The organism is Oricola thermophila, assembly GCF_013358405.1.
GTDB lineage: Bacteria > Pseudomonadota > Alphaproteobacteria > Rhizobiales > Rhizobiaceae > Oricola > Oricola thermophila.
This window is the reverse complement of the sequence record NZ_CP054836.1, coordinates 242,651-260,598: the sequence shown is the minus strand read 5'-3', so window position 1 is coordinate 260,598 and position 17,948 is coordinate 242,651. Positions and strand designations below refer to the sequence as shown.

Here is a 17,948-nt window from a genome sequence, read left to right as displayed (position 1 = left end):
CCTAGAACTCGATTTTCGGCTTCGAGACCAGTTCGTCGAACCGGAACAGCCGCAGATAGATGATCGAGAGCACCATCCCCACAGCGACCAGAACCAGCGCCATCGCCGCGCCGAGTCCGTACTGCAGCGAACCGGAATAGTTGAACAGCGCTGTACGGAAGGCTTCCAGCGCCCACACGGCGGTGGTGTTGCCCGGCCCGCCATTCGTGGTCAGCCATATCTCCTGGTAGGAGGTCAGGAGCGAGAGCGTCTGGTAGCTCGTGACAAACAGGATCGGCCAGCGAAGCTGCGGAAGGATGATGTGGCGCACCTGTTGCCACCGGGTGGCTCCGTCCACCTCGCTCGCCCACAATTGCTGCACCGGTATCGCCCTGAGCGCGCCGGAGAACAGGATCATGCCAAACGACGCGCCGATGAAGCCGTTGACCAGGATGACGATTGTCCAGGCACTCGGCACCGACCCCTTCATGTAGTTGAAGGACGGCAGGCCGAGCTGACCGGCGAGCGCCGCGACAAATCCGTCATCCCAGGTGAACCACTTCCACATGATCGCGTAAAGCACGACCGGCGTGATGCGCGGGAGCAGCCAGATCAGGGAAAAGAAGCCTCCCGTTCTCCTGGGAAGATAGAAGGTTGTGATCGCCAGAAACAGGCCCACCAACACGTTGAAGGCCAGCGTCATCGCCACGTAGAAAACTGTATTGAACACGATGCGCAGGGTTTCCGGGCTGCTGAACAGCTTGGAATAGTTTTCCGACGTCCACTTCCAGCCGGTGTAGCTTCGCTCGACTATCCTTTCCAATTCCCCGGCATCGATATCGGGCACGACCTGCTCTATCGCCAAACGCGCCGCAGCCTCGGTTTCGAAACGGATGTTGAGAACGGACCGGGTGAACGGCTCCATCGCCAGTTTCAGGTCGCGCACCCGCCGTGGCCTTGTGCGCAGCGTCTTGAGCGCGGACATGAACTCGGAATCGGAAGCAAATCGCTGTCCGGAGAGCTTGCTGGCGATCTCGTCGGCGAATTCCGCGGCAACGCCCGCCGCCCGCGCGGCGGCAAGGCTGCCCTCGTCGACACTGTAGCTCTCGTCCCTTAGAGCCTCGATCGTGGCCGGAGATATGCCGTCATCCGAAAGCTCTCTCAGCAGATTCGGCGTGATTACCCATGCGCCCCCGCTGATTCCGGTGGAACTGCTCATGTTGGTGAACGAGAACACCCCGGTCAGAAGCGCGGGCGTAAGAAAGAAGATGGCAAGAAGAATGATGGCGGGACTGACAAGCAGCAGTCCGAGCTTGCTGGTATGGGAGCGCATGGCCGTCGTCCGGTAAAAGCTTCATGAAAGCCGACCGGGACAGGTCCCGGCCGGCGGTCGGCAGCACGCCCCTCTTACATGCCGCCGTCGCGTACGATCACCTTGTCGCCCAGCGCCGACACGACCGACTGTTCTGCCGCCTCGACGGCATCGGCCACGGACGAAACGCCGGTCCAGGATGCTTCGAGCCCCTTGTACATCGCTGTCCAGACGACGCCGAAATCCGCATCGTTGGGCAGCGCATTGGCGTGGGGAAGCAGGTTTTCGGTCGCTTCCGTGGCCCAGCGGCTTTCGGCATAGAGCGGAACATTGATCTCTTCCCGGCCTATGGCCAGATGGCTCGACTTGACCGCATGCAGGGCGTTGATACGGGGCTCGGAAGCGATCGAGACAAGTTCGGCCGCGAGCGCCGCGTCGTCGTCGGTACCCGTGTTGGACAGCAGGTAGACCAGCGGATGGGTGATCGCGTTGGCGCGACCGCGCTCGTTGCCGGCCGGGATCAGCGTATAGACGATCTTGCCGAAGAAATCGTCAAGGCCGTTCTTCTGCGTCCACTGGGCATAGTGCCAGGTGCCGCCATGCCACGCGCCGGCCTTGCCGGAGGAAACGGCACCGTGCCACGTGTCCCAGTCGCCGCCGAGATAGGTCGCGGGCACGACGCCCTTGTCGACCGCGTCGACGAAGAACTGGTACATGTCTGTCAGTGCCTGCTTGTCGAAGACGAGCTTGCCGCTTTCCTCGTCGACCATCTCTCCGCCGAAGCTCTGGTAGAACTGCCAATAGTCCGGACCGTTGGAGATGCGCGGCATGAAACCCTTCGCTTCCTCGACGAGACCGGCGTCCTGCATTTTCTTGACGTCGTCGAGCATGCTGTAGAGCGTGTACTCGCCATCGAGCACCTTCTTGGGCAGGGCGTCGATCTCTTCCTTGCTGTAGCCCACGGCTTCCAGGTGCTCGCGCCAGAAGAAGAACACACGCGACTCCGCGTCCTGCGGAATGCCCCAGATCTTGCCGTCATAGGACGAGACCTGGATGAGGTTCTCGTAGAGCTGGTTGAGCGGCCATGCATCGAAATCGACATAGTCCTCGACCGGCCGCAGGATGCCGGCCTGCACCCAGGGACCGATATCCTCGTGGCCGGAAACGATGATGTTCGGCGCCGTGCCCGATTCCGCGGCAAGCGTCACGGCCTGCTTGAAATCGTCCCAGCCCGAGAAAAGCTGTGTCTCGACGGTGATGTTCACCTCTTCGCCGCGGATGGCGGCTTCACGTTCGTACAGGTCGGCGGCGATCTCGATCGCCTTGACCCGGTAGTCGGATTCGTCGCCCGAGCCGCCGGCCCAGACGGAAATCGTGTAGTCTTCTGCGATTGCGGCCGATGCTGCGCCGGAAAGCAACGCGCCCGCCACGGCTAGCACTGTCGTTTTCTTCAATATGGTCATGGTATCCCCCCTTGGAGACAGGAAGCTTAAACAGGATTGCACACGTGTGCAAACCCTGTATAGGGGTTCTATGTGACGCCCGTATAACGGCGCAAGATTTTTCGTCGGCGAATCCTTGTCGCCATTCCCGAGGCCCCCGGCAGGCCGCACCCGCGACGGCACGACAAAATCTTGATGCTTGCTCTGCATGCGCAACGCGCTATCAATGGGACATGACCCGAACGTACGCAGCTCCGCCGCAAGCATCGTTTGACGCAGCGGGGTCGCTCGTGCCGGTTTCATGCCCTTCCCGGAACGCAACCGTCCTGCGAGGCGCGCTGCCGTGACAGGGAAGAACGTGCCGCCGCTTGTCGTCTTTTCCGACCTGGACGGAACGCTTCTTGACCATGAGACCTACTCGTTTGAACCGGCGCAACCGGCGCTTGACGCGCTGAAGACGCGCGGCGTTCCGCTGATACTGGCCAGTTCCAAGACGGCCGCGGAGATCGCCGATCTGCGCGGAAAGCTGGGCTTTGCCGACTGCCCTTCCATCGTGGAGAACGGGGCGGGAATCCTCGAGCCGGCTGACGGCGTCGGCGACCGGGAGGAGGACGCGTCCGTGCATGACCGGCTGATCGCCACCCTGGACGCGCTGCCGCTGCGCCTGCGCGAGCACTTCTCGGGCTTTTCCGACTGGACGCTAGACGAGGTGGCCGAACGGACGGGCCTGTCGAGGACGGATGCTGTCCGGGCCGCCGCGCGGCGCCATTCCGAGCCTGGCCTGTGGTGGGGCGACGAGGCGGAGCGCGAGGAGTTCATTGCGCTGCTCGCGGAACGCGGGATCACGGCCCGCCAGGGCGGCCGCTACCTGACGCTTTCCTTCGGCGCGACCAAGGCCGATCGCATGCGCGAGATCACCTCGCGATACGTGTCCGGTCGCAAACGGCCGGTCGTCCTCGCGCTCGGCGATGCCGCGAACGACGTCGAGATGCTGGAGGCCGCCGATCTGGGGGTCGTCGTTGCGAATCCGCACGCCCCCCCCTTGCCCGAACTCGACGGGGAAAACGCCGGACGCATCGTTCGCACGGAAAAACCCGGCCCCGAAGGTTGGAACGAATCCGTTCTGGGGATTATTGAAGAACTGGACGGCAGCTAGGAGACACCTTCCCATGGCGGATTTTCACCAGAACGGTCACGTGGCCACGCTGCACAACCTGCGCGTAGACAAGGCCGACACCCTGGAACGCGAGCTGGAGGTGCTGTCCGCCCACCGCAAGATCACGCTGATCCTTCCGTCGCTCTATTCCGAGCTGGAGGGCCCGGCGCTCGCCAATATCGTGGAGCAGCTTGCAGGCGCCCGCTTCATCAACCACGTCGTCATCGGCCTCGATCGCGCCAGCGAGGACGAGTACCGCCGCGCGCGGGAGTTCTTCTCCGTCCTGCCGCAGGAGCACTCCATCCTGTGGAATGACGGTCCCCGCCTGCAGGCGATCGATGCCCGGCTGAAGGAAGCCGGCCTTTCGCCCGAGGAACCCGGCAAGGGCAGAAATGTCTGGTTCTGCATCGGTTACACGCTGGCTCGCCGCGACGCGGATGTTGTCGCGCTGCACGACTGCGACATTGTCACCTATTCGCGCGAGATGCTCGCCCGGCTTGTCTATCCTGTCGCCAATCCCGCGTTCTCGTATCTCTTCTGCAAGGGCTACTACGCCCGCTATGCCGGCGGAAAGATGAACGGTCGCGTAAACCGGCTACTGGTCAGCCCGCTCCTGCGCGCGCTCGAGAAGACGATCGGCCATCGCGACTACCTGACCTATCTCGCTGCCTTCCGCTATCCCTTGGCAGGCGAGTTCGCCATGCGCACGGCAATCCTGCCCGACATCCGCATTCCGTCCGACTGGGGCCTGGAGATCGGCGTTCTTTCCGAAGTCTGGCGCAATCTGTCGACCCGCCTTGTCTGCCAGGTGGAAATCGCGGACGCCTACGATCACAAGCACCAGCCGCTGTCGGAAGAGGATCCGCAGGCCGGGCTTTCACGCATGTCCATCGACATCTGCAAGGCGGTCTACCGCAAGCTTGCCACGGATGGCACCGTGTTCAGCCAAGAGACCTTCCGAACGATAAAGGCGACCTATTACCGCGAGGCACTGGACATGATCGAGGCCTATCACAATGACGCACGCATGAACGGCCTCCATATCGACCGCCATGTCGAGGAACGCGCCGTCGAGCTTTTCGCCTCGAATATCGTCGAGGCCGGACACACCTTCCTCGACAATCCGATGGAGACGCCATTCATACCGAACTGGAGCCGGGTCCAGGCCGCGGATCCGGACCTGATGCGCGAACTCCACGAGGCCGTGAAGGCCGACGAGGCGGAATACGGCCGCTAGCGCTACCGTCATTTATTCCCGGTTGGATATCCACCGACACTGGTACGGCGCGAACTTGATGTCTCCGTGCGAGGGATCGATTTCCTCTCCGGAGAGCAGGTCTTTCCATTTCATCCCGGTGATGAGATTGAGCGACATCGCCGGAATGGAGACCTCCTCCTTCGACACGTTGTGCATGGCGAAAATCGACTGGTCCCGGTCCATGCTCTGTCGCCAGAAACCGAACAGCTTGTCGCCAAGATGCAGGGTGAACTGCGTCGCGTTCGGGTGAAAGGCCGGCTGGCGGGCACGGATCCGGATACGCGCCTTCATTGCCTCCAGGATGCGCGCATGAACGGTCGACGGATCGTCCAGCAAACCGCGCAGTTCCGGATAATCCCAGCGCTTGCGGTTGATGCTGCGGTTCTGCCCCGTTCGCTCGACCGCCGCGTAGTCGTTTCCCGTCCCGATGAGCGAGTGGATGTAGAATGCGGGAATGCCCTCCAGCGCCATCTGTATGGTCTGGCTGGCAAGGAAGCGCTCGAACTGCCATTCGTCCGGCCCCTCCACGGTTCCCTTCATGGCTTCGTAGAAGGTCGTGTTCAGTTCGTAGGGTCGCTGGCTCCCGTCCGGCAGCGAGCGCATGTTCACCCTGCCCCCGAAGGCCTTTACCGTGTCGATCATCCGGCCGATTTCCGCCTCGTCGAGCAGCCCCTCGGCAGGGCGCAGGCCGATGCCGTCATGCGAGGCGGTGAAGTTGAGATAGGCGCAGCCCAACGGTGCCGGCGGCATCGCCATCTGCCAGGCATTCAGATATCGCGAGGTGCCGGTCAGCATTGCATGAAGGATCAGCGGCGGCAGCGAGAAGTTGTAGATCGCGTGCGCCTCGTTGCGATTGCCGAAATAGGAAAGGTTTTCCGCGTTGGGCACGTTGGTCTCGGTCAGCAGGACCACCCGCTCCTCGGCATAGTCGCATAGCAACCTCATCAGGCGCACGATCGCGTGCGTCTGCGGCAGGTGGATGCAGGAAGTGCCGATTTCCTTCCAGATGAAGGCCACCGCATCGAGCCGGATGATCCGCACGCCATTGGCGACATGCAGCCGCATGACGCGGATCATGTCGACCAGAACGTCGGGATTGGCATAGTTCAGGTCGACCTGGTCGTGGGAGAAGGTGCACCACACGTGGCGCGTCCCGTTCGCGGTTTCGACTTCCCGCAGGAGGGGATGCGCCCGCGGACGCACGACCGCCGACAGGTCGTCCGAAGGCGATGCCTCGAAGAAGTATTTGTCATAGGGTTCATGCCCCTGCAGGTACTCGTTGAACCATTTCGACTGGCTGGACATGTGGTTCAGAACGAGATCCGACATCAGCTGGAATTCGTCGCCGATACGGTTGATGTCGGCCCAGTCGCCGAGCCGTGAATTGACCTGTTCGTAGTCCGTCACCGCGAAGCCGTCATCCGAAGTGAAGGGAAAGAACGGCAGGATGTGCACGCCGGTGATGGCGTCGGCAAAATACCGTTTCAGCAGGTCGTGAAGGAGATCGAGCGGCTTGTGCTGGCCATCGATTACCGCATTGCCATAGGCAATGACGATGGCATCCTTTTGCGACCACAGCGAATTTCCGAGCTGGCGTGACCGCTGGCGCGGTGACCTTCCGTCCGGCCAGAAGGCCTCTAGAATACGCCTCGACAGGTGGGCCGCATCCTCGTCCGGATAGATTTCCTTCACCAGACCCATGAGTTTGGTACGGAGTTGGGAATTGACCGAAATCATGCCTGCCTGGACACCTCGTCGCTGCGCTGCACAAAAATGCATCGTGCCCTGATATTGTGCGCCGTTTCAAGGGTGCATTGCCGAACCGGCCTACAGAATTCCTCCATTGCCGCGTGCAAATGGCGGAGACCGCCGGTTTTCGGGGAACAAATCGATTTAACCCCGAGAGATCCTGTTCTATCCTTCCCTGACCGGCCGCTCGCGTCCTTTGCCGGCGGCACGCGGCGAAAAGGAGAGAGCCATGCATCTTGGAATTCTGACCGGCGGCGGCGACGTGCCGGGCCTCAATGCGGCGATCAAGGCGGTGGTCAACGAGGCCTGCCGGAACGGGTGGACCGTCACCGGCTTTCGCCGCGGCTGGGCCGGCCCGGTTCAGACGGACCCGGACAATCTCGAGGCGACAGCCGACCACCATTTCCCGCTGACGCCGGATTTCGTCCGCTCGATCAACCGGTCCGGCGGCACCATCCTGCATTCGTCGCGCACCCGACCGTCGCGCATGAAGGCATCCGACGTACCTCCCCATGTCACGAAAAGGGAACCCCATGCCGACGCGGGCTATGTCGACGCCACGGGCCATGTCCTGTCAGTGATCGAGGCTCTGAAGATCGACGTTCTGATCGCCATCGGCGGCGACGACACGCTGTCCTATGCGGCAGAACTGCACGAGGCCGGCGCACCCACCATGTGCATTCCGAAAACCATGGACAACGACGTATTCGGCACCGACTACTGCATCGGCTTTTCCACCTGCGTCACCCGTTCCGTGGAGATGATCAACCGGCTGCGTACCACTGCCGGTTCGCATGAACGCTTTCTCATCGTCGAGATGTTCGGCCGCAACTGCGGCATGTCGGCACTGGCCGCCGGCTATCTGGCCGACGCCGATCGCACGCTGATCGCCGAGGTTCCCTTCGAGCTGGAACGGCTCGCCGAACTGATGACGCGGGACCGCGACACCAATCCGTCCAACTACGCGGTTTGCGTGGTTTCGGAAGGCGCCATGGTTTCCGGCGAAGGTATCATCGAGAAGGGCGAAGCCGATGCCTATGGCCACCGGAAGCTGGGCGGCATCGGGGAACGGGTCGGCGTCGGGCTGAAGGAGCTGACCGGCACCAACATGATGATCCAGAATCTCGGCTATCTCTTGCGTTCCGGGCCGCCGGATGCCGTGGACCTGATCGTGGCGAAGAATTTCGGCACCCAGGTCGTGCAGCTGATCGAGGAAGGCAGGACCGGCCTGATGGTCTCGATCAGCGACGGACGCTATGTGACGAAGCCCGCCGACATCTCCACCCGCGGCGAACATCGTGTCGATGTCGCCGGCATGTACGACACGCAGAACTACCGCCCGAAGATATCGAAGGTCGAGGGCACGACCATGTATCTGCGCTGACACGCCCCGGACGGATGAGAAAGCGTCTCCGATCGGAGGAGCACGCCGAAATAAGGTATCTCCGGCAGGGTCATGCGGCTTGTCCCGCAAGCATTGCCGCGGCGAGATAGCAGATGGCGGAGCCTGCGGAAGCGGCCATGCGCACATGGTTCAACCATGTCCAGCGCCGCGCGTATTGGCGCCAGTATCTGCGCGTATCGCCATCCGCCGGGTCGAGCACATCGAGCCGCTTGTTCATCGGCACGTTGCCCGCTGCCGTCACCGCGAAAACCCCGAGGATGTAGAGTACCGCGCCGGCAATCGACCAGGAAGCCGCCATTGCGCCCGCAAACACCGGCGTACAGGCCACGATCGCCAGCGACACCGGCACCATGGCTATCAGCAAGACAATGAAGCCGGACCGGTAGACCTTGCGATTGATTTCCTGCATCGCCTCCATTCCCGCAGCCGGTCGCGCCGCGCCGAGCGACCGCATTATGAAATCGGAAAAGGCCAGGAACACTCCCGCCACGAGCGCGGAGGCTATCGCCGCCCCCGCAAGCCCCCATGGCAACCATTGATCGAACATCGTCCGGCTCCTTGTCCCGCGACCGTCAGTTGGAGATGGCGACAGCGCGTCGCAGATAGGTAAGATCGTTCAGCTGCCGGCTCAGGAAGGCGGCGATGTCCTCGCGCGCGATCGTCAGCTTCAGCTCTCGCTCGCCCGGTCCGAAATTCTCCTTGAACGAACCCGTCGCCGGGCCGTCGGCGAACGCGCTAGGACGCACGATGGTCCAGTCGAGACCGCTGGCCCTGACCAGCTTCTCCTGCAGTTCGTGGTCGAGGAAGACCGGCCGCAGCAAGAGGCCAAACATGATCCGTTTCCAGAAGAAATTCAGGTTGCTCCAGCTCTCGTGTGCGCCCAGTGTCGACTGGCAGACCAGCCGGCGAACGCCGTGCCGGTGCATCGCCTCGATCACGTTCATGGTGCCCGTCGAGCGAATCCTGCTCTTGCGCTTCATGCCCGATCCGAGGGCTATGACTACCGCGTCATGTCCCTTGACGGCATCGGCGACCTGCCCTGGATCCATCGCGTCGCCGGCCTTGAGGGCAAGAGCCGGATGCTCGATGCCTATTTTCCCGGGCCGGCGCGCGAAAGCCGTAACCGCGTGTCCGTCCCTGAGCATTCGCGCGACGGCAAGCCTGCCGACATTTCCGGTTGCACCGAATACGATCGCTTTCATGTGGGGCTCCTTTCATGTCCGCATTGCCGAACTTGACACGGTGTCAAGTTGACATGGCGTCAAGTACGTGCATCTTGACACCATGTCAAGCAAAATCACGGACACCCGAACCCGCATCCTTCAATCGGCATGGAAACTGCTGGAAAAGGGCAATGGCAACGAGATACGCATGTCGGACATCGCCCGCGAGGCAGGAATCAGCCGGCAGGCGCTCTATCTGCACTTCCCCACGCGGGCGGAGCTGCTGATCGCGACCACCCGCCATATCGATGCGGTGAACGACATCGACACCCGTCTTGCACCCAGCCGTTCGGCGGCATCCGGGATTGAGCGCCTCGACGCCTTCATCGAGGCGTGGGGCGATTACATCCCGTTGATCCACGGCGTCGCGAGGGCGCTGATATCGATGCAGGACGAGGACGATGCAGCGCGCATTGCCTGGGCGGACAGGTTGCGGGCGGTACGGGAAGGTTTCGAGGCTGCGGTCGGCGCCCTCGATCGCGACGGCGTCCTGTCCCCCGACTACACGCCGAAACAGGCAACGGACCTGCTCTGGACATTGGTTTCCATCGAAAACTGGGAACACCTGGTCATCGACTGCAACTGGTCGCAGTCGGACTATGTCGAGGCGATGAAATCTCTTGCACGCCGCGTCCTCGTGATCCGGGCAACGGGCTGACCGGTCAAGCCGGTCGGAACACCGTGCAGGGGGCTTCCATGCCGCGCAGGTGTACCTCACCGAGCGGTTCGAGTGCAAAGCGTGTTCGCGCGGCCGCACCGGGACCTATCAACACCGGCTCGCCACGCTTCTTCGTCTCCACCTCCAGCCGGGCCACCATGTTGATGGCGGGTCCGATGGCCGTGTAGTCGATGCGCTGCTCGGTGCCCATGTTGCCGACCGAGCAGACACCGCTTTCCACCGTCGCAACCACATCGATTCCCGGCAGCCCGCTCGCTTGCAGCTGCGCGTTGCCCGAGGAGACGGCGGAGATGATCGCCCTGGCGCAGTCTATCGCGCGGTCGGCATGGTCGGCCACCTCCAGTGGCGCGTTCCAGATGGCCAGCACCGCGTCGCCCATATACTTGTCGATCGTGCCGCCCCGCGCGAAGATCTCGCGGTTCGCGATCTCCAGGAAATGGTTGACCACAGTTACAGTCTTGTCGGAGCCCAGCGACGAAGACATGGCAGTAAAGCCGCGTACATCGACCAGCATCGCCGAAATCTCCCGATCCTCCACCCTCAGCGCCGCCACGGCATCGGTCGCGGCCAGGTGCTTCACGACCTCCGGCGACAGGAATTGCGAGAACTGTTTCTGCAGCATGCTGCGCCGACGCTCCGCCTCGCGATAGAGCATGTATCCGCCCGCCGCTCCCGCCACCAGCAGGCCGGCCGCCGGCTGCACGCCGTCCAGGAGCATGTCTCTCGACGCATAGGCGAATGCGCCAATGGCAAGCGGCGCGAGGATCACCGGCACGGAAAGCAGGCCCGCCAGCAACGGCCGCCGGGCAAGAACGCTCAGGATGAGCAGAAGCATCGCGCTACCGCCCAGGAACATCCCCCGCTCGATCGCCCGTGCATGCGGTGCCTCGAACAGGTAGCGTCCTTCCAGCATCTGCGCCATCAGGATCGCGTGAATGTCGGCGCCGAGCCTGTGCCCGCCGCGGGCCGTCAGGTGGTACTGGTCGATTCCCGCCGCATCCACCGCTATCAATGCGATCCTCCCGTCCAGTCCGTCGGCCTGTCCCTCCTCCAGCAGCGAGGCCGCCGAGACATGCGGCACGGCGGCCGGCGTGTCGATGATGCGAATACGCCCGTCCTCGCCCAGCGGCACGGTCAGGCCGCCGACGCGCACGGCGTCGGTCGGCAGTCCCTCCAGCCGCAGCGTGTAGCCGGGTGCGTCCTGCGCCACCCGCAACATTTCCATCGACAGTGCCGGCCAGAGACGCGATTGCCCCTCTTGCCCTTCCGCCCATATCAGCGGCACCTTTCGAATCACGCCATCCCGGTCCGGCAGCACGCGCACGATGCCGAGACCTGCCACGGCATCGGCCAGCATGGGCAGCGGCGCGATACCGCCCGGCACGGCCTCCGCCGATCCGGGATCGAGCCCCACGACCGTCCACCCGGCCTTTTCCTCGAGGCCGAGCGGCCCGGCATCCGGATCGAGGGACATGGCAAGCACCGACGGCGCGCGCGCCAGCGCCCCGGCCAGCGAAGCGTCGCCTTGCGCACCGCCAGGACCGTCGTCGGGTTCGGAGAAGAACACGTCCAGCCCGACCGCGGACGCACCGCTCCGCGTCACCGCGTCGACCAGCGCGGCCACCCGCTCGCGAGGCCAGGGCCAGCGTCCGAAGCGGGCGAGGCTTACCTCGTCGATGGCAACCACCGCCATCCGGCTCATGTCGAGATCGCGCGGGGATACGGACTGGTAGCTGTCGAAGGTTTTCTCGCGCAGCCTGCCGGACAGGTCGTCGAAGACCGCGTGGCCACCTGGCAGGATGATCGCCAGCAGAGCGAACAGGACAGCCAGACCCCGCGCGCCCGGAAGTCCGCGCGCTGCCTTCGACGCAGCCCTCACGGTCCCGCTCCGCCCGTTGCCCTTCTATTGGCGATAGTAGTTGTTGCCACCGGACGGACCGCTCGTCTGGATTCCGCTGCCGGTCGAGGTGCCGGGCCGCGGCAATCCGCCATCGCGAGACCTGCAGAACACGCTGGCCGCGCCGCTGGCGCAATGGGCACCGTCGAATTCCCGGCCGCTGCCCGGGCTGGTCCCGCCTCCGCGGGACGCCGGCGTGACGAGCTGCCTGCCGTTCCCGGCAATGCGCAGGATCGACAGCTCCCTGCCGTCGGATACGCAGGACATGCCGGGATTGGTGACGGTGCGCTTCTTGCCGCCGGCGCGGCACACCATCAGCCCGCCGCGCAGCGTCGCGATAGACCGCCCGTTCTCCACGGCAACATCGACGATCCCGCCACGCACGCCGAGCACAATGTGCGGTGTCCGCACCTCGGACTTGCCGCGCTTGGAAATCTGGCCGCCGAAGATGCGCGCCAGTCCGCTGGTCTGGCGCAGGCGGATCGCGCCGTTGCGCCGCGCCGGGTCGTAGACGAACTCGTCCACGGTCAGCACCGCGTTCGGTCCCATCCGCGCGCTGGATTCATCATCGAAGACGATGACGCCGGAGCCGGTGGCGTTGGCCGCCAGCCGGTCGCCGAGCGCGATCGGCGTTCCTTCCGTCACCCGCGCGTCGCCGCGCGTGATCATTGCCTTCTCCGCCGTCATGACCCCGACATTCCGGGCGTAGGCGGTCTGCGGAAGCGCTGTCGCGGCCAGCACCGCTGCGGCGAAAAGGGCGATCGTGTTTCCTGCGCGCATCGTCACGTCCTCAGTTGAACCGGAAGGTCAGGCCTGTCCTGACCGACCAGCTGTCGCCGACGCGGCCGTCGATGGGGGCGACCGTGTCGGATATCTCCTCGTGGCCGTAGCTTACGCCGAAACTGAAATCCGCGTGTGTGGCGATCTGCACAGTGTGATTCCAGAAGATGTCCCACCGGTCCTGGTTGGCCATCGCCGCGAAGAAGCCGGTAAGCGCGCCATGATCGAGGATCCGCGCATGCGAATAGCTGCCGCCCGCCTCCTGCACCCAGCTGCGTCCGTCATCGAAGACGTGCAGCAAGTGCGCGACCGATGCGCCGACCTCGTATCCGTTCTCCGTGTAGTCCTGCCCGCCGCCGACGAACATGTAGGGAGCCGTTCCCCATTCCGTGTATCCCGTGACATGGGCGCCGATGGCCACCCCGGGCGCGACGCGTATCTCGCCGTTCAGGCCGTAATTGACCCGCCGTTCGCCGTAGATCCCGTTGGATTTGCCGAGCCAGCCATAGCCCGCATGAACACCCAGCCGGCTTTCCACCGTCGGCTGGAAGGAAAGTCGAGCCTCGGTGCCGTATTCCCGCAGGTCTCGCTCGTCCCCGTAGTTCTTCGCCTGCCCGTAGACCGAAAGATCCAGCCTCAGCGTGTCAATGATGTCGGGCAGCCCCTTCGAATAGGTCGCCTCTGCACGCAGCGCATACTGGTCGAACTCGTCGAGCACACCGTCGTAATCGGTGTCGCCCAGGACGCGGTTGTATTTCGCGAAGCCGCCGAACCGCAATTCGTCGCGCGATGCCGTGTCGAGATGGCGAATGAGGTGCCCTTCGATCATCGCATAGGGTCCGAAGCCCGATGCCCCGTCTTTCGAGGCCAGCGCCGGCATGGTCACGGTCTGGCTGTTGTATTCCACGCCCGAAGTGATCGCCAGGCCGACCTCGTAACCGGCCAGGGCGCGTTCGATTCGCCCGCGCAGCTCGGCGATCTGCCTCGCGAACTGCTCGGCTCCGGCGGTGAGTTCGGCCTGTTCCACATGCGCTGCCGCCATGTCGAACGAGCCGATCTGGAAATAGATACGCGCGAGCGCCAGCCGCGCCCGGAGATCGTCGGGATCGCGCAACAGCACTTCTTCAAGTGTAGAAAGCGCCTGGTCGTACTGCCCGCGCCCTGCCGCCTCGGCAACGAACGCATCAAGCGCGTCGCGATCGCCCGCGTTGCTGACGCGACGTTCGAACGCGTCCTCGTAGCTGGCTGAACCGGCCTCGGCCGGCAGGGAAACCGGCATGACCGCCGCGGCCAGCGCGAAAAGTCCGCAACCGGGCAGGCGGCAATATCCTCCGGAACGTCTCATCTCGACGTATCCCCCTAGATCACTTCGTTCCCTGCCCCGAAAGGCTTATAACGCGCAAGAACACTGCGATTCCAGTGCATTTGCGCCACACCTGCGCCCTTGTTTGCGTCGGGGAAGGAATCCGGCTTTCGGGAGACGCCGGATTCGAGTGATTCAGCGGCAGTTCGCGCAGAAGCGCTGGATGCGGTTGCAGGCCTCTTCCAGCAGTTCCTCGGACGTCGCGTAGGAAATGCGGAAATTCGGCCCCAGGCCGAACGGTTCGCCATGCACCGCGGCGACGCCCTCTTCCTCCAGCAGTTCGGTTACGAAATCCTTGTCGTTTTCGATCGTCTTGCCCGACGGTGCCGTCTTGCCGATCAGCCCGGCCACCGAGGGATAGACATAGAACGCGCCCTCCGGCGTCGGGCAGTCGATGCCCTGGGCCTGGTTGAGCATGGAGACGACGAGATCGCGCCGCCCCTGGAAGACCGCCTTGTTTTTCGCGATGAAGTCCTGCGGCCCGTTAAGCGCCTCGACCGACGCCCACTGCGCAATCGAGCAGGCGCCCGAGGTCTGCTGGCTCTGGATCATGTCCATCGCCTTGATGAGCTCGACCGGGCCGGCCGCGTAACCGATGCGCCAGCCTGTCATCGCATAGGCCTTCGACACGCCGTTCATGGTCAGCGTACGGTCCTTCAGGCCGGGCTCGACCTGCACCGGCGTCACGAACTCGAAACTGTCGTAGACGAGATGCTCGTACATGTCGTCCGTCAGCAGCCAGACATGCGGATGGCGCATCAGCACGTCGGTGATCGCCTTCATCTCGTCGCGGTTGTAGGCCGCGCCGGACGGGTTCGACGGCGAGTTGAAGATCAGCCATTTCGTCTTCGGCGTGATTGCTGCCTCCAGGGCGTCCGCGGTCAGCTTGAACTTGTTTTCGAGCGTTGTCGGCGCCGGCACCGGCGTTCCCCCGCACAGCAGCACCATTTCCGGGTAGGACACCCAGTAGGGAGCCGGAATGACAACCTCGTCGCCCGGGTTCAGCGTCGCCATCAGCGCGTTGAACAGGATCTGCTTGCCGCCGGTCCCGACGATCGTCTGCGTCCAGTCGTAGTCCAGATCGTTCTCACGCTTGAACTTGTCGGCGATCGCCTTGCGCAGTTCCGGAATGCCGGCGACAGGCGTGTACTTGGTTTCGCCGCGATTTATGGCGTCGATGGCGGCCTGCTTGATGTTGTCCGGCGTGTCGAAGTCGGGCTCGCCCGCGCCGAGGCTGATGACGTCGCGGCCTGCGGCCTTCAGTTCCCGGGCCTTCTGGGCCACGGCAATGGTGGCGGAAGGTTGCACGCGGGAAAGGATGTCGGCAAGGAAGGCCATGTCGGTTTCTCCTGATGAGATATTGCAATGTCCGGCCAAAACGGCGCGTGCTAATTGCTCCATTCACAGGCGATGCGCAAGCGTTGCGGACCAGCTTCATTCGCGCTAACCGTTGATTAACCATAAATTCACCGCTTGCGGCGCATTCTCGGGCATGGCGGGCGAAGGAGAATTGACCTTGACGCGTGTGCCCAACCTGCAGATCGAACGGCGAGATGGCGGCGCATTCGTTGCCCGACATGCGGGCTTCGTCCTGCAAACGGCCTTTCAGCCGGTATTCCGTTTCGAGAAGGGGCGCCTTGTCCCTGTCGCCTGCGAAGCCCTTCTGCGCGTCACGCGCGACGACGTGCCGATCGTTAACGATGCATTTTTCTCCGGCCTTGGCGCGGACGATTTCCTGGCGCTGGAGCCGCAGTTGCGCACCCTGCATGTGCGCAATGCCCGCAACCTGCCCTCCGGCCAGCGTCGCCTCTTTCTCAATTTCGATCCGCGCATCGCTGAGAATGCGAGCCGTTTCGAACCGGATCTTCGCGAACTGGGCGAAGAACTGCGCGCCACCGGCCTGTCCCCCGCCGACATTGTCTGCGAGATCACCGAGGCCGAGACGGTGGACAACGAAGCGTTGAAGCGCTTCGTCTGGGAATTGCGGGCGCGCGGCTATCTCGTCGCGGTTGACGATTTCGGAGCACGCGCGTCGCGCATGGAACGGGTACGCATGCTCACCCCCGACATCGTCAAGTTCGACAACCGCCTGGTCAAGCGGCTGATGAGCACCGATAGCGGCGTCGGCACATTGCGGGTGCTGGTCGAGCGCTTCCGGCGCGACGGCATCCAGTGCGTTCTGGAAGGGCTGGAAGCGCTGTGGGAAATCGGTCTCGCCGAATCGACGGGCGCAACCATGGTGCAGGGCTTCGTGCTTGCCGCGCCGCGCCTGGCGGGGCCGGACCTCGCCGCATGGATCGCCCAGTACAGGCCGGCGCGCGGTGGCGACGACATCCGGCTGGCTCGTTCCGTCCGCTGACCGGTCGGGCCCGGGCGGAGGCCGCACGCGCATCCCCGGACCGGCACGGCGCAATTCGTAAACGCCGCGGTAACGAATTTCTTCAAATTGCCACAAATTTTCCCGGCGGTTGCCTTGTTGTCTCCGCGAACTGGCCGAATTCGCGCCGGATTGTGCGGTCGTGCGCATTGTTGCGCCGCAACGAAATCATGGTCGGCCAGCGACCGGAGTGGGAAGACATGTTCACGGCATCACGACGCATCCGCACCGACACAACGGGACACAACAGGCGCACGGTCGCGTTGATCGCCGCCGCGCTGCTTCTTGCCAACGCGACCGCGCTGCTCGGCCTGGCAACGGCGGCGCAGGCAGGCGGTTTGCCCGAACCGCTCCGCTATGCGCCTCTGAGCTGGGAGAAGATGGCGCCGCTTCCGAAGCTCCCTCCCGAAGAAGGCACGCGGACAGCTGAGGCCGCCCGCGCCGAAACGCCCGCTACCGTGACGCGCGACGCTCTCGATCCGGTCACGACCGGTGCAACCGAACGGCGCTTTTCGGAAGTGCCGGCCCCCGCTCTCGGCTCCGGGGTGGACGGCCCCCGCCGCTACCTGCTGATCGGTTTCATGACCCTCGCCCTCGGCGCCATGGCCGCCGTGAGCATGGCCATGTTCCGCAACCTTGCACGCGAAATCTCCAGGACGGATCGCAGGCGGAACCGTCATTGACCGGCTGCGTGTACGGCGCGGCAGTTCGACCGGCCGGACAGGGCGGCGATGAACTCGGATCCGGCCGCCCCTCCTCGCCGGAGCCACGCAATGCGCCCGGCGCGATTGTGCGCGTCACCGGCAACTGATAGGCGACAGCCCATGACAACCATATTCACTGCCATTCTCGTCGCGCTCGCCGCGGCCGTCTTCTTCTTTTTCGCCTATGGCCGCGCCGAGACGTGGAACCTGGTCTTCGGCAACCCGGATCTCGGTCCGTTCGACCGCACGGAGCCACAGCGGGCAAGACGGCCGAACGATGCGCTTCTGTGCACGCCCGGGCTTTGCGAGGGCGCCGTGATCGACGCCGAGCTTCCCGATTTCGCGGGACCACCGGAACGCCTTATCGACGAGATCGATGCCGCCATGCGGACGTCCGGCGAACCCGTTCGCCGCGTCGACGACACCTCGAATCCGACACGCGCCCGTTTCGTGACATGGACGCCGCTGATGCGTTTTCCGGACACCGCTTCCTTCGAGGCCGTGCCACTGGAAAACGGTCGCGTCGGCCTTGTGGCCTATGGCCGCGCCCAGATCGGCTATTCGGATGGCGGCGTCAATCGCCGCCGGCTGGAAGGGATAGTGTCCGTCTTGAACGCCGGCTGA

Annotated in this window: 16 protein-coding genes; 7 read left to right on the top strand and 9 right to left on the bottom strand. The window is 63.9% G+C overall.

All coding sequences use genetic code 11. The features are described from left to right. Window position 1: 1 nt before the first annotated feature. Together HTY61_RS01170 and HTY61_RS01165 are read right to left on the bottom strand one after the other, a co-directional pair. A complete protein-coding gene (locus HTY61_RS01170) occupies window positions 2-1,312 on the bottom strand; it encodes a carbohydrate ABC transporter permease (RefSeq protein ID WP_175275070.1) in 1,311 nt (436 codons plus the stop codon). 74 nt (window positions 1,313-1,386) lie between these two features. Continuing rightward, a complete protein-coding gene (locus tag HTY61_RS01165; RefSeq protein ID WP_175275069.1) occupies window positions 1,387-2,754 on the bottom strand; it encodes an extracellular solute-binding protein in 1,368 nt (455 codons plus the stop codon). 322 nt (window positions 2,755-3,076) lie between these two features. Here HTY61_RS01165 and HTY61_RS01160 point away from each other — a divergent pair, with 322 nt between their 5' ends. Next, window positions 3,077-3,889, top strand: coding sequence for an HAD-IIB family hydrolase (locus tag HTY61_RS01160; RefSeq protein ID WP_246272884.1), 813 nt, complete (start codon window positions 3,077-3,079; stop codon window positions 3,887-3,889). A gap of 13 nt (window positions 3,890-3,902) precedes the next feature. Continuing rightward, on the top strand, window positions 3,903-5,126 hold the full coding sequence (locus HTY61_RS01155) for a glycosyltransferase family protein (protein WP_175275067.1): 1,224 nt from the start codon (window positions 3,903-3,905) through the stop codon (window positions 5,124-5,126). Between the two features lie 12 nt (window positions 5,127-5,138). Here HTY61_RS01155 and HTY61_RS01150 read toward each other — a convergent pair whose 3' ends face one another. Next, complete coding sequence (locus HTY61_RS01150; protein ID WP_246272883.1) at window positions 5,139-6,848, bottom strand: sugar phosphorylase; 1,710 nt, start codon at window positions 6,846-6,848, stop codon at window positions 5,139-5,141. A gap of 277 nt (window positions 6,849-7,125) precedes the next feature. Between HTY61_RS01150 and HTY61_RS01145 the strand changes: the two genes are divergently transcribed. Then, entirely contained in the window at window positions 7,126-8,280 is a 1,155-nt protein-coding gene (locus HTY61_RS01145; RefSeq protein ID WP_175275065.1) for a 6-phosphofructokinase, read from the top strand. 70 nt (window positions 8,281-8,350) lie between these two features. Here HTY61_RS01145 and HTY61_RS01140 read toward each other — a convergent pair whose 3' ends face one another. Both HTY61_RS01140 and HTY61_RS01135 read right to left on the bottom strand, forming a co-directional pair. Then, window positions 8,351-8,848: an anthrone oxygenase family protein gene (locus tag HTY61_RS01140; protein WP_175275064.1), complete on the bottom strand. Its 498-nt coding sequence runs from the start codon at window positions 8,846-8,848 to the stop codon at window positions 8,351-8,353. Between the two features lie 25 nt (window positions 8,849-8,873). Beyond that, complete coding sequence (locus tag HTY61_RS01135) at window positions 8,874-9,503, bottom strand: NAD(P)-dependent oxidoreductase (RefSeq protein ID WP_175275063.1); 630 nt, start codon at window positions 9,501-9,503, stop codon at window positions 8,874-8,876. A gap of 82 nt (window positions 9,504-9,585) precedes the next feature. On the opposite strand from HTY61_RS01135, the gene HTY61_RS01130 reads away from it, so the two are divergent. Then, window positions 9,586-10,182, top strand: a complete 597-nt coding sequence (locus tag HTY61_RS01130) for a TetR/AcrR family transcriptional regulator (protein WP_175275062.1) — start codon at window positions 9,586-9,588, stop codon at window positions 10,180-10,182. 4 nt (window positions 10,183-10,186) lie between these two features. On the opposite strand, the gene HTY61_RS01125 is transcribed toward HTY61_RS01130, so the two are convergent. The 4 genes from HTY61_RS01125 to HTY61_RS01110 all read right to left on the bottom strand — a co-directional run bounded on the left by HTY61_RS01125 (window position 10,187) and on the right by HTY61_RS01110 (window position 15,581). Then, entirely contained in the window at window positions 10,187-12,082 is a 1,896-nt protein-coding gene (locus HTY61_RS01125) for a CHASE2 domain-containing protein (RefSeq protein WP_175275061.1), read from the bottom strand. 24 nt (window positions 12,083-12,106) lie between these two features. Then, window positions 12,107-12,880, bottom strand: a complete 774-nt coding sequence (locus HTY61_RS01120; protein WP_175275060.1) for a FecR family protein — start codon at window positions 12,878-12,880, stop codon at window positions 12,107-12,109. Between the two features lie 10 nt (window positions 12,881-12,890). After that, complete coding sequence (locus tag HTY61_RS01115; protein WP_175275059.1) at window positions 12,891-14,225, bottom strand: tetratricopeptide repeat protein; 1,335 nt, start codon at window positions 14,223-14,225, stop codon at window positions 12,891-12,893. Window positions 14,226-14,378: 153 nt separating this feature from the next. Beyond that, window positions 14,379-15,581 carry a pyridoxal phosphate-dependent aminotransferase gene (locus tag HTY61_RS01110; RefSeq protein ID WP_175275058.1) on the bottom strand — a complete coding sequence of 401 codons (1,203 nt, stop codon included), beginning with the start codon at window positions 15,579-15,581 and terminating at the stop codon, window positions 14,379-14,381. 187 nt (window positions 15,582-15,768) lie between these two features. Here HTY61_RS01110 and HTY61_RS01105 point away from each other — a divergent pair, with 187 nt between their 5' ends. From HTY61_RS01105 to HTY61_RS01095, 3 genes are all read left to right on the top strand, one after another. Further along, on the top strand, window positions 15,769-16,602 hold the full coding sequence (locus HTY61_RS01105) for an EAL domain-containing protein (RefSeq protein ID WP_246273084.1): 834 nt from the start codon (window positions 15,769-15,771) through the stop codon (window positions 16,600-16,602). A 218-nt stretch (window positions 16,603-16,820) separates the two neighbouring features. Beyond that, window positions 16,821-17,303 (top strand): hypothetical protein, encoded by a 483-nt coding sequence (locus HTY61_RS01100; RefSeq protein WP_175275056.1) that lies wholly within the window; start codon window positions 16,821-16,823, stop codon window positions 17,301-17,303. A 141-nt stretch (window positions 17,304-17,444) separates the two neighbouring features. Continuing rightward, window positions 17,445-17,948 (top strand): DUF1499 domain-containing protein, encoded by a 504-nt coding sequence (locus HTY61_RS01095; protein WP_175275055.1) that lies wholly within the window; start codon window positions 17,445-17,447, stop codon window positions 17,946-17,948.

Excerpts from the sequence above, each read along its gene's own strand:
- HTY61_RS01155 (WP_175275067.1), top strand. The coding sequence starts at position 3,903 with ATGGCGGATTTTCACCAGAACGGTCACGTGGCCACGCTGCACAACCTG.
- HTY61_RS01140 (WP_175275064.1), bottom strand. The coding sequence starts at position 8,848 with ATGTTCGATCAATGGTTGCCATGGGGGCTTGCGGGGGCGGCGATAGCC.
- HTY61_RS01150 (WP_246272883.1), bottom strand. The coding sequence starts at position 6,848 with ATGGGTCTGGTGAAGGAAATCTATCCGGACGAGGATGCGGCCCACCTG.
- HTY61_RS01120 (WP_175275060.1), bottom strand. The coding sequence starts at position 12,880 with ATGCGCGCAGGAAACACGATCGCCCTTTTCGCCGCAGCGGTGCTGGCC.
- HTY61_RS01135 (WP_175275063.1), bottom strand. The coding sequence starts at position 9,503 with ATGAAAGCGATCGTATTCGGTGCAACCGGAAATGTCGGCAGGCTTGCC.
- HTY61_RS01110 (WP_175275058.1), bottom strand. The coding sequence starts at position 15,581 with ATGGCCTTCCTTGCCGACATCCTTTCCCGCGTGCAACCTTCCGCCACC.
- HTY61_RS01170 (WP_175275070.1), bottom strand. The coding sequence starts at position 1,312 with ATGCGCTCCCATACCAGCAAGCTCGGACTGCTGCTTGTCAGTCCCGCC.
- HTY61_RS01115 (WP_175275059.1), bottom strand. The coding sequence starts at position 14,225 with ATGAGACGTTCCGGAGGATATTGCCGCCTGCCCGGTTGCGGACTTTTC.
- HTY61_RS01095 (WP_175275055.1), top strand. The coding sequence starts at position 17,445 with ATGACAACCATATTCACTGCCATTCTCGTCGCGCTCGCCGCGGCCGTC.
- HTY61_RS01130 (WP_175275062.1), top strand. The coding sequence starts at position 9,586 with ATGTCAAGCAAAATCACGGACACCCGAACCCGCATCCTTCAATCGGCA.
- HTY61_RS01145 (WP_175275065.1), top strand. The coding sequence starts at position 7,126 with ATGCATCTTGGAATTCTGACCGGCGGCGGCGACGTGCCGGGCCTCAAT.
- HTY61_RS01100 (WP_175275056.1), top strand. The coding sequence starts at position 16,821 with ATGTTCACGGCATCACGACGCATCCGCACCGACACAACGGGACACAAC.
- HTY61_RS01165 (WP_175275069.1), bottom strand. The coding sequence starts at position 2,754 with ATGACCATATTGAAGAAAACGACAGTGCTAGCCGTGGCGGGCGCGTTG.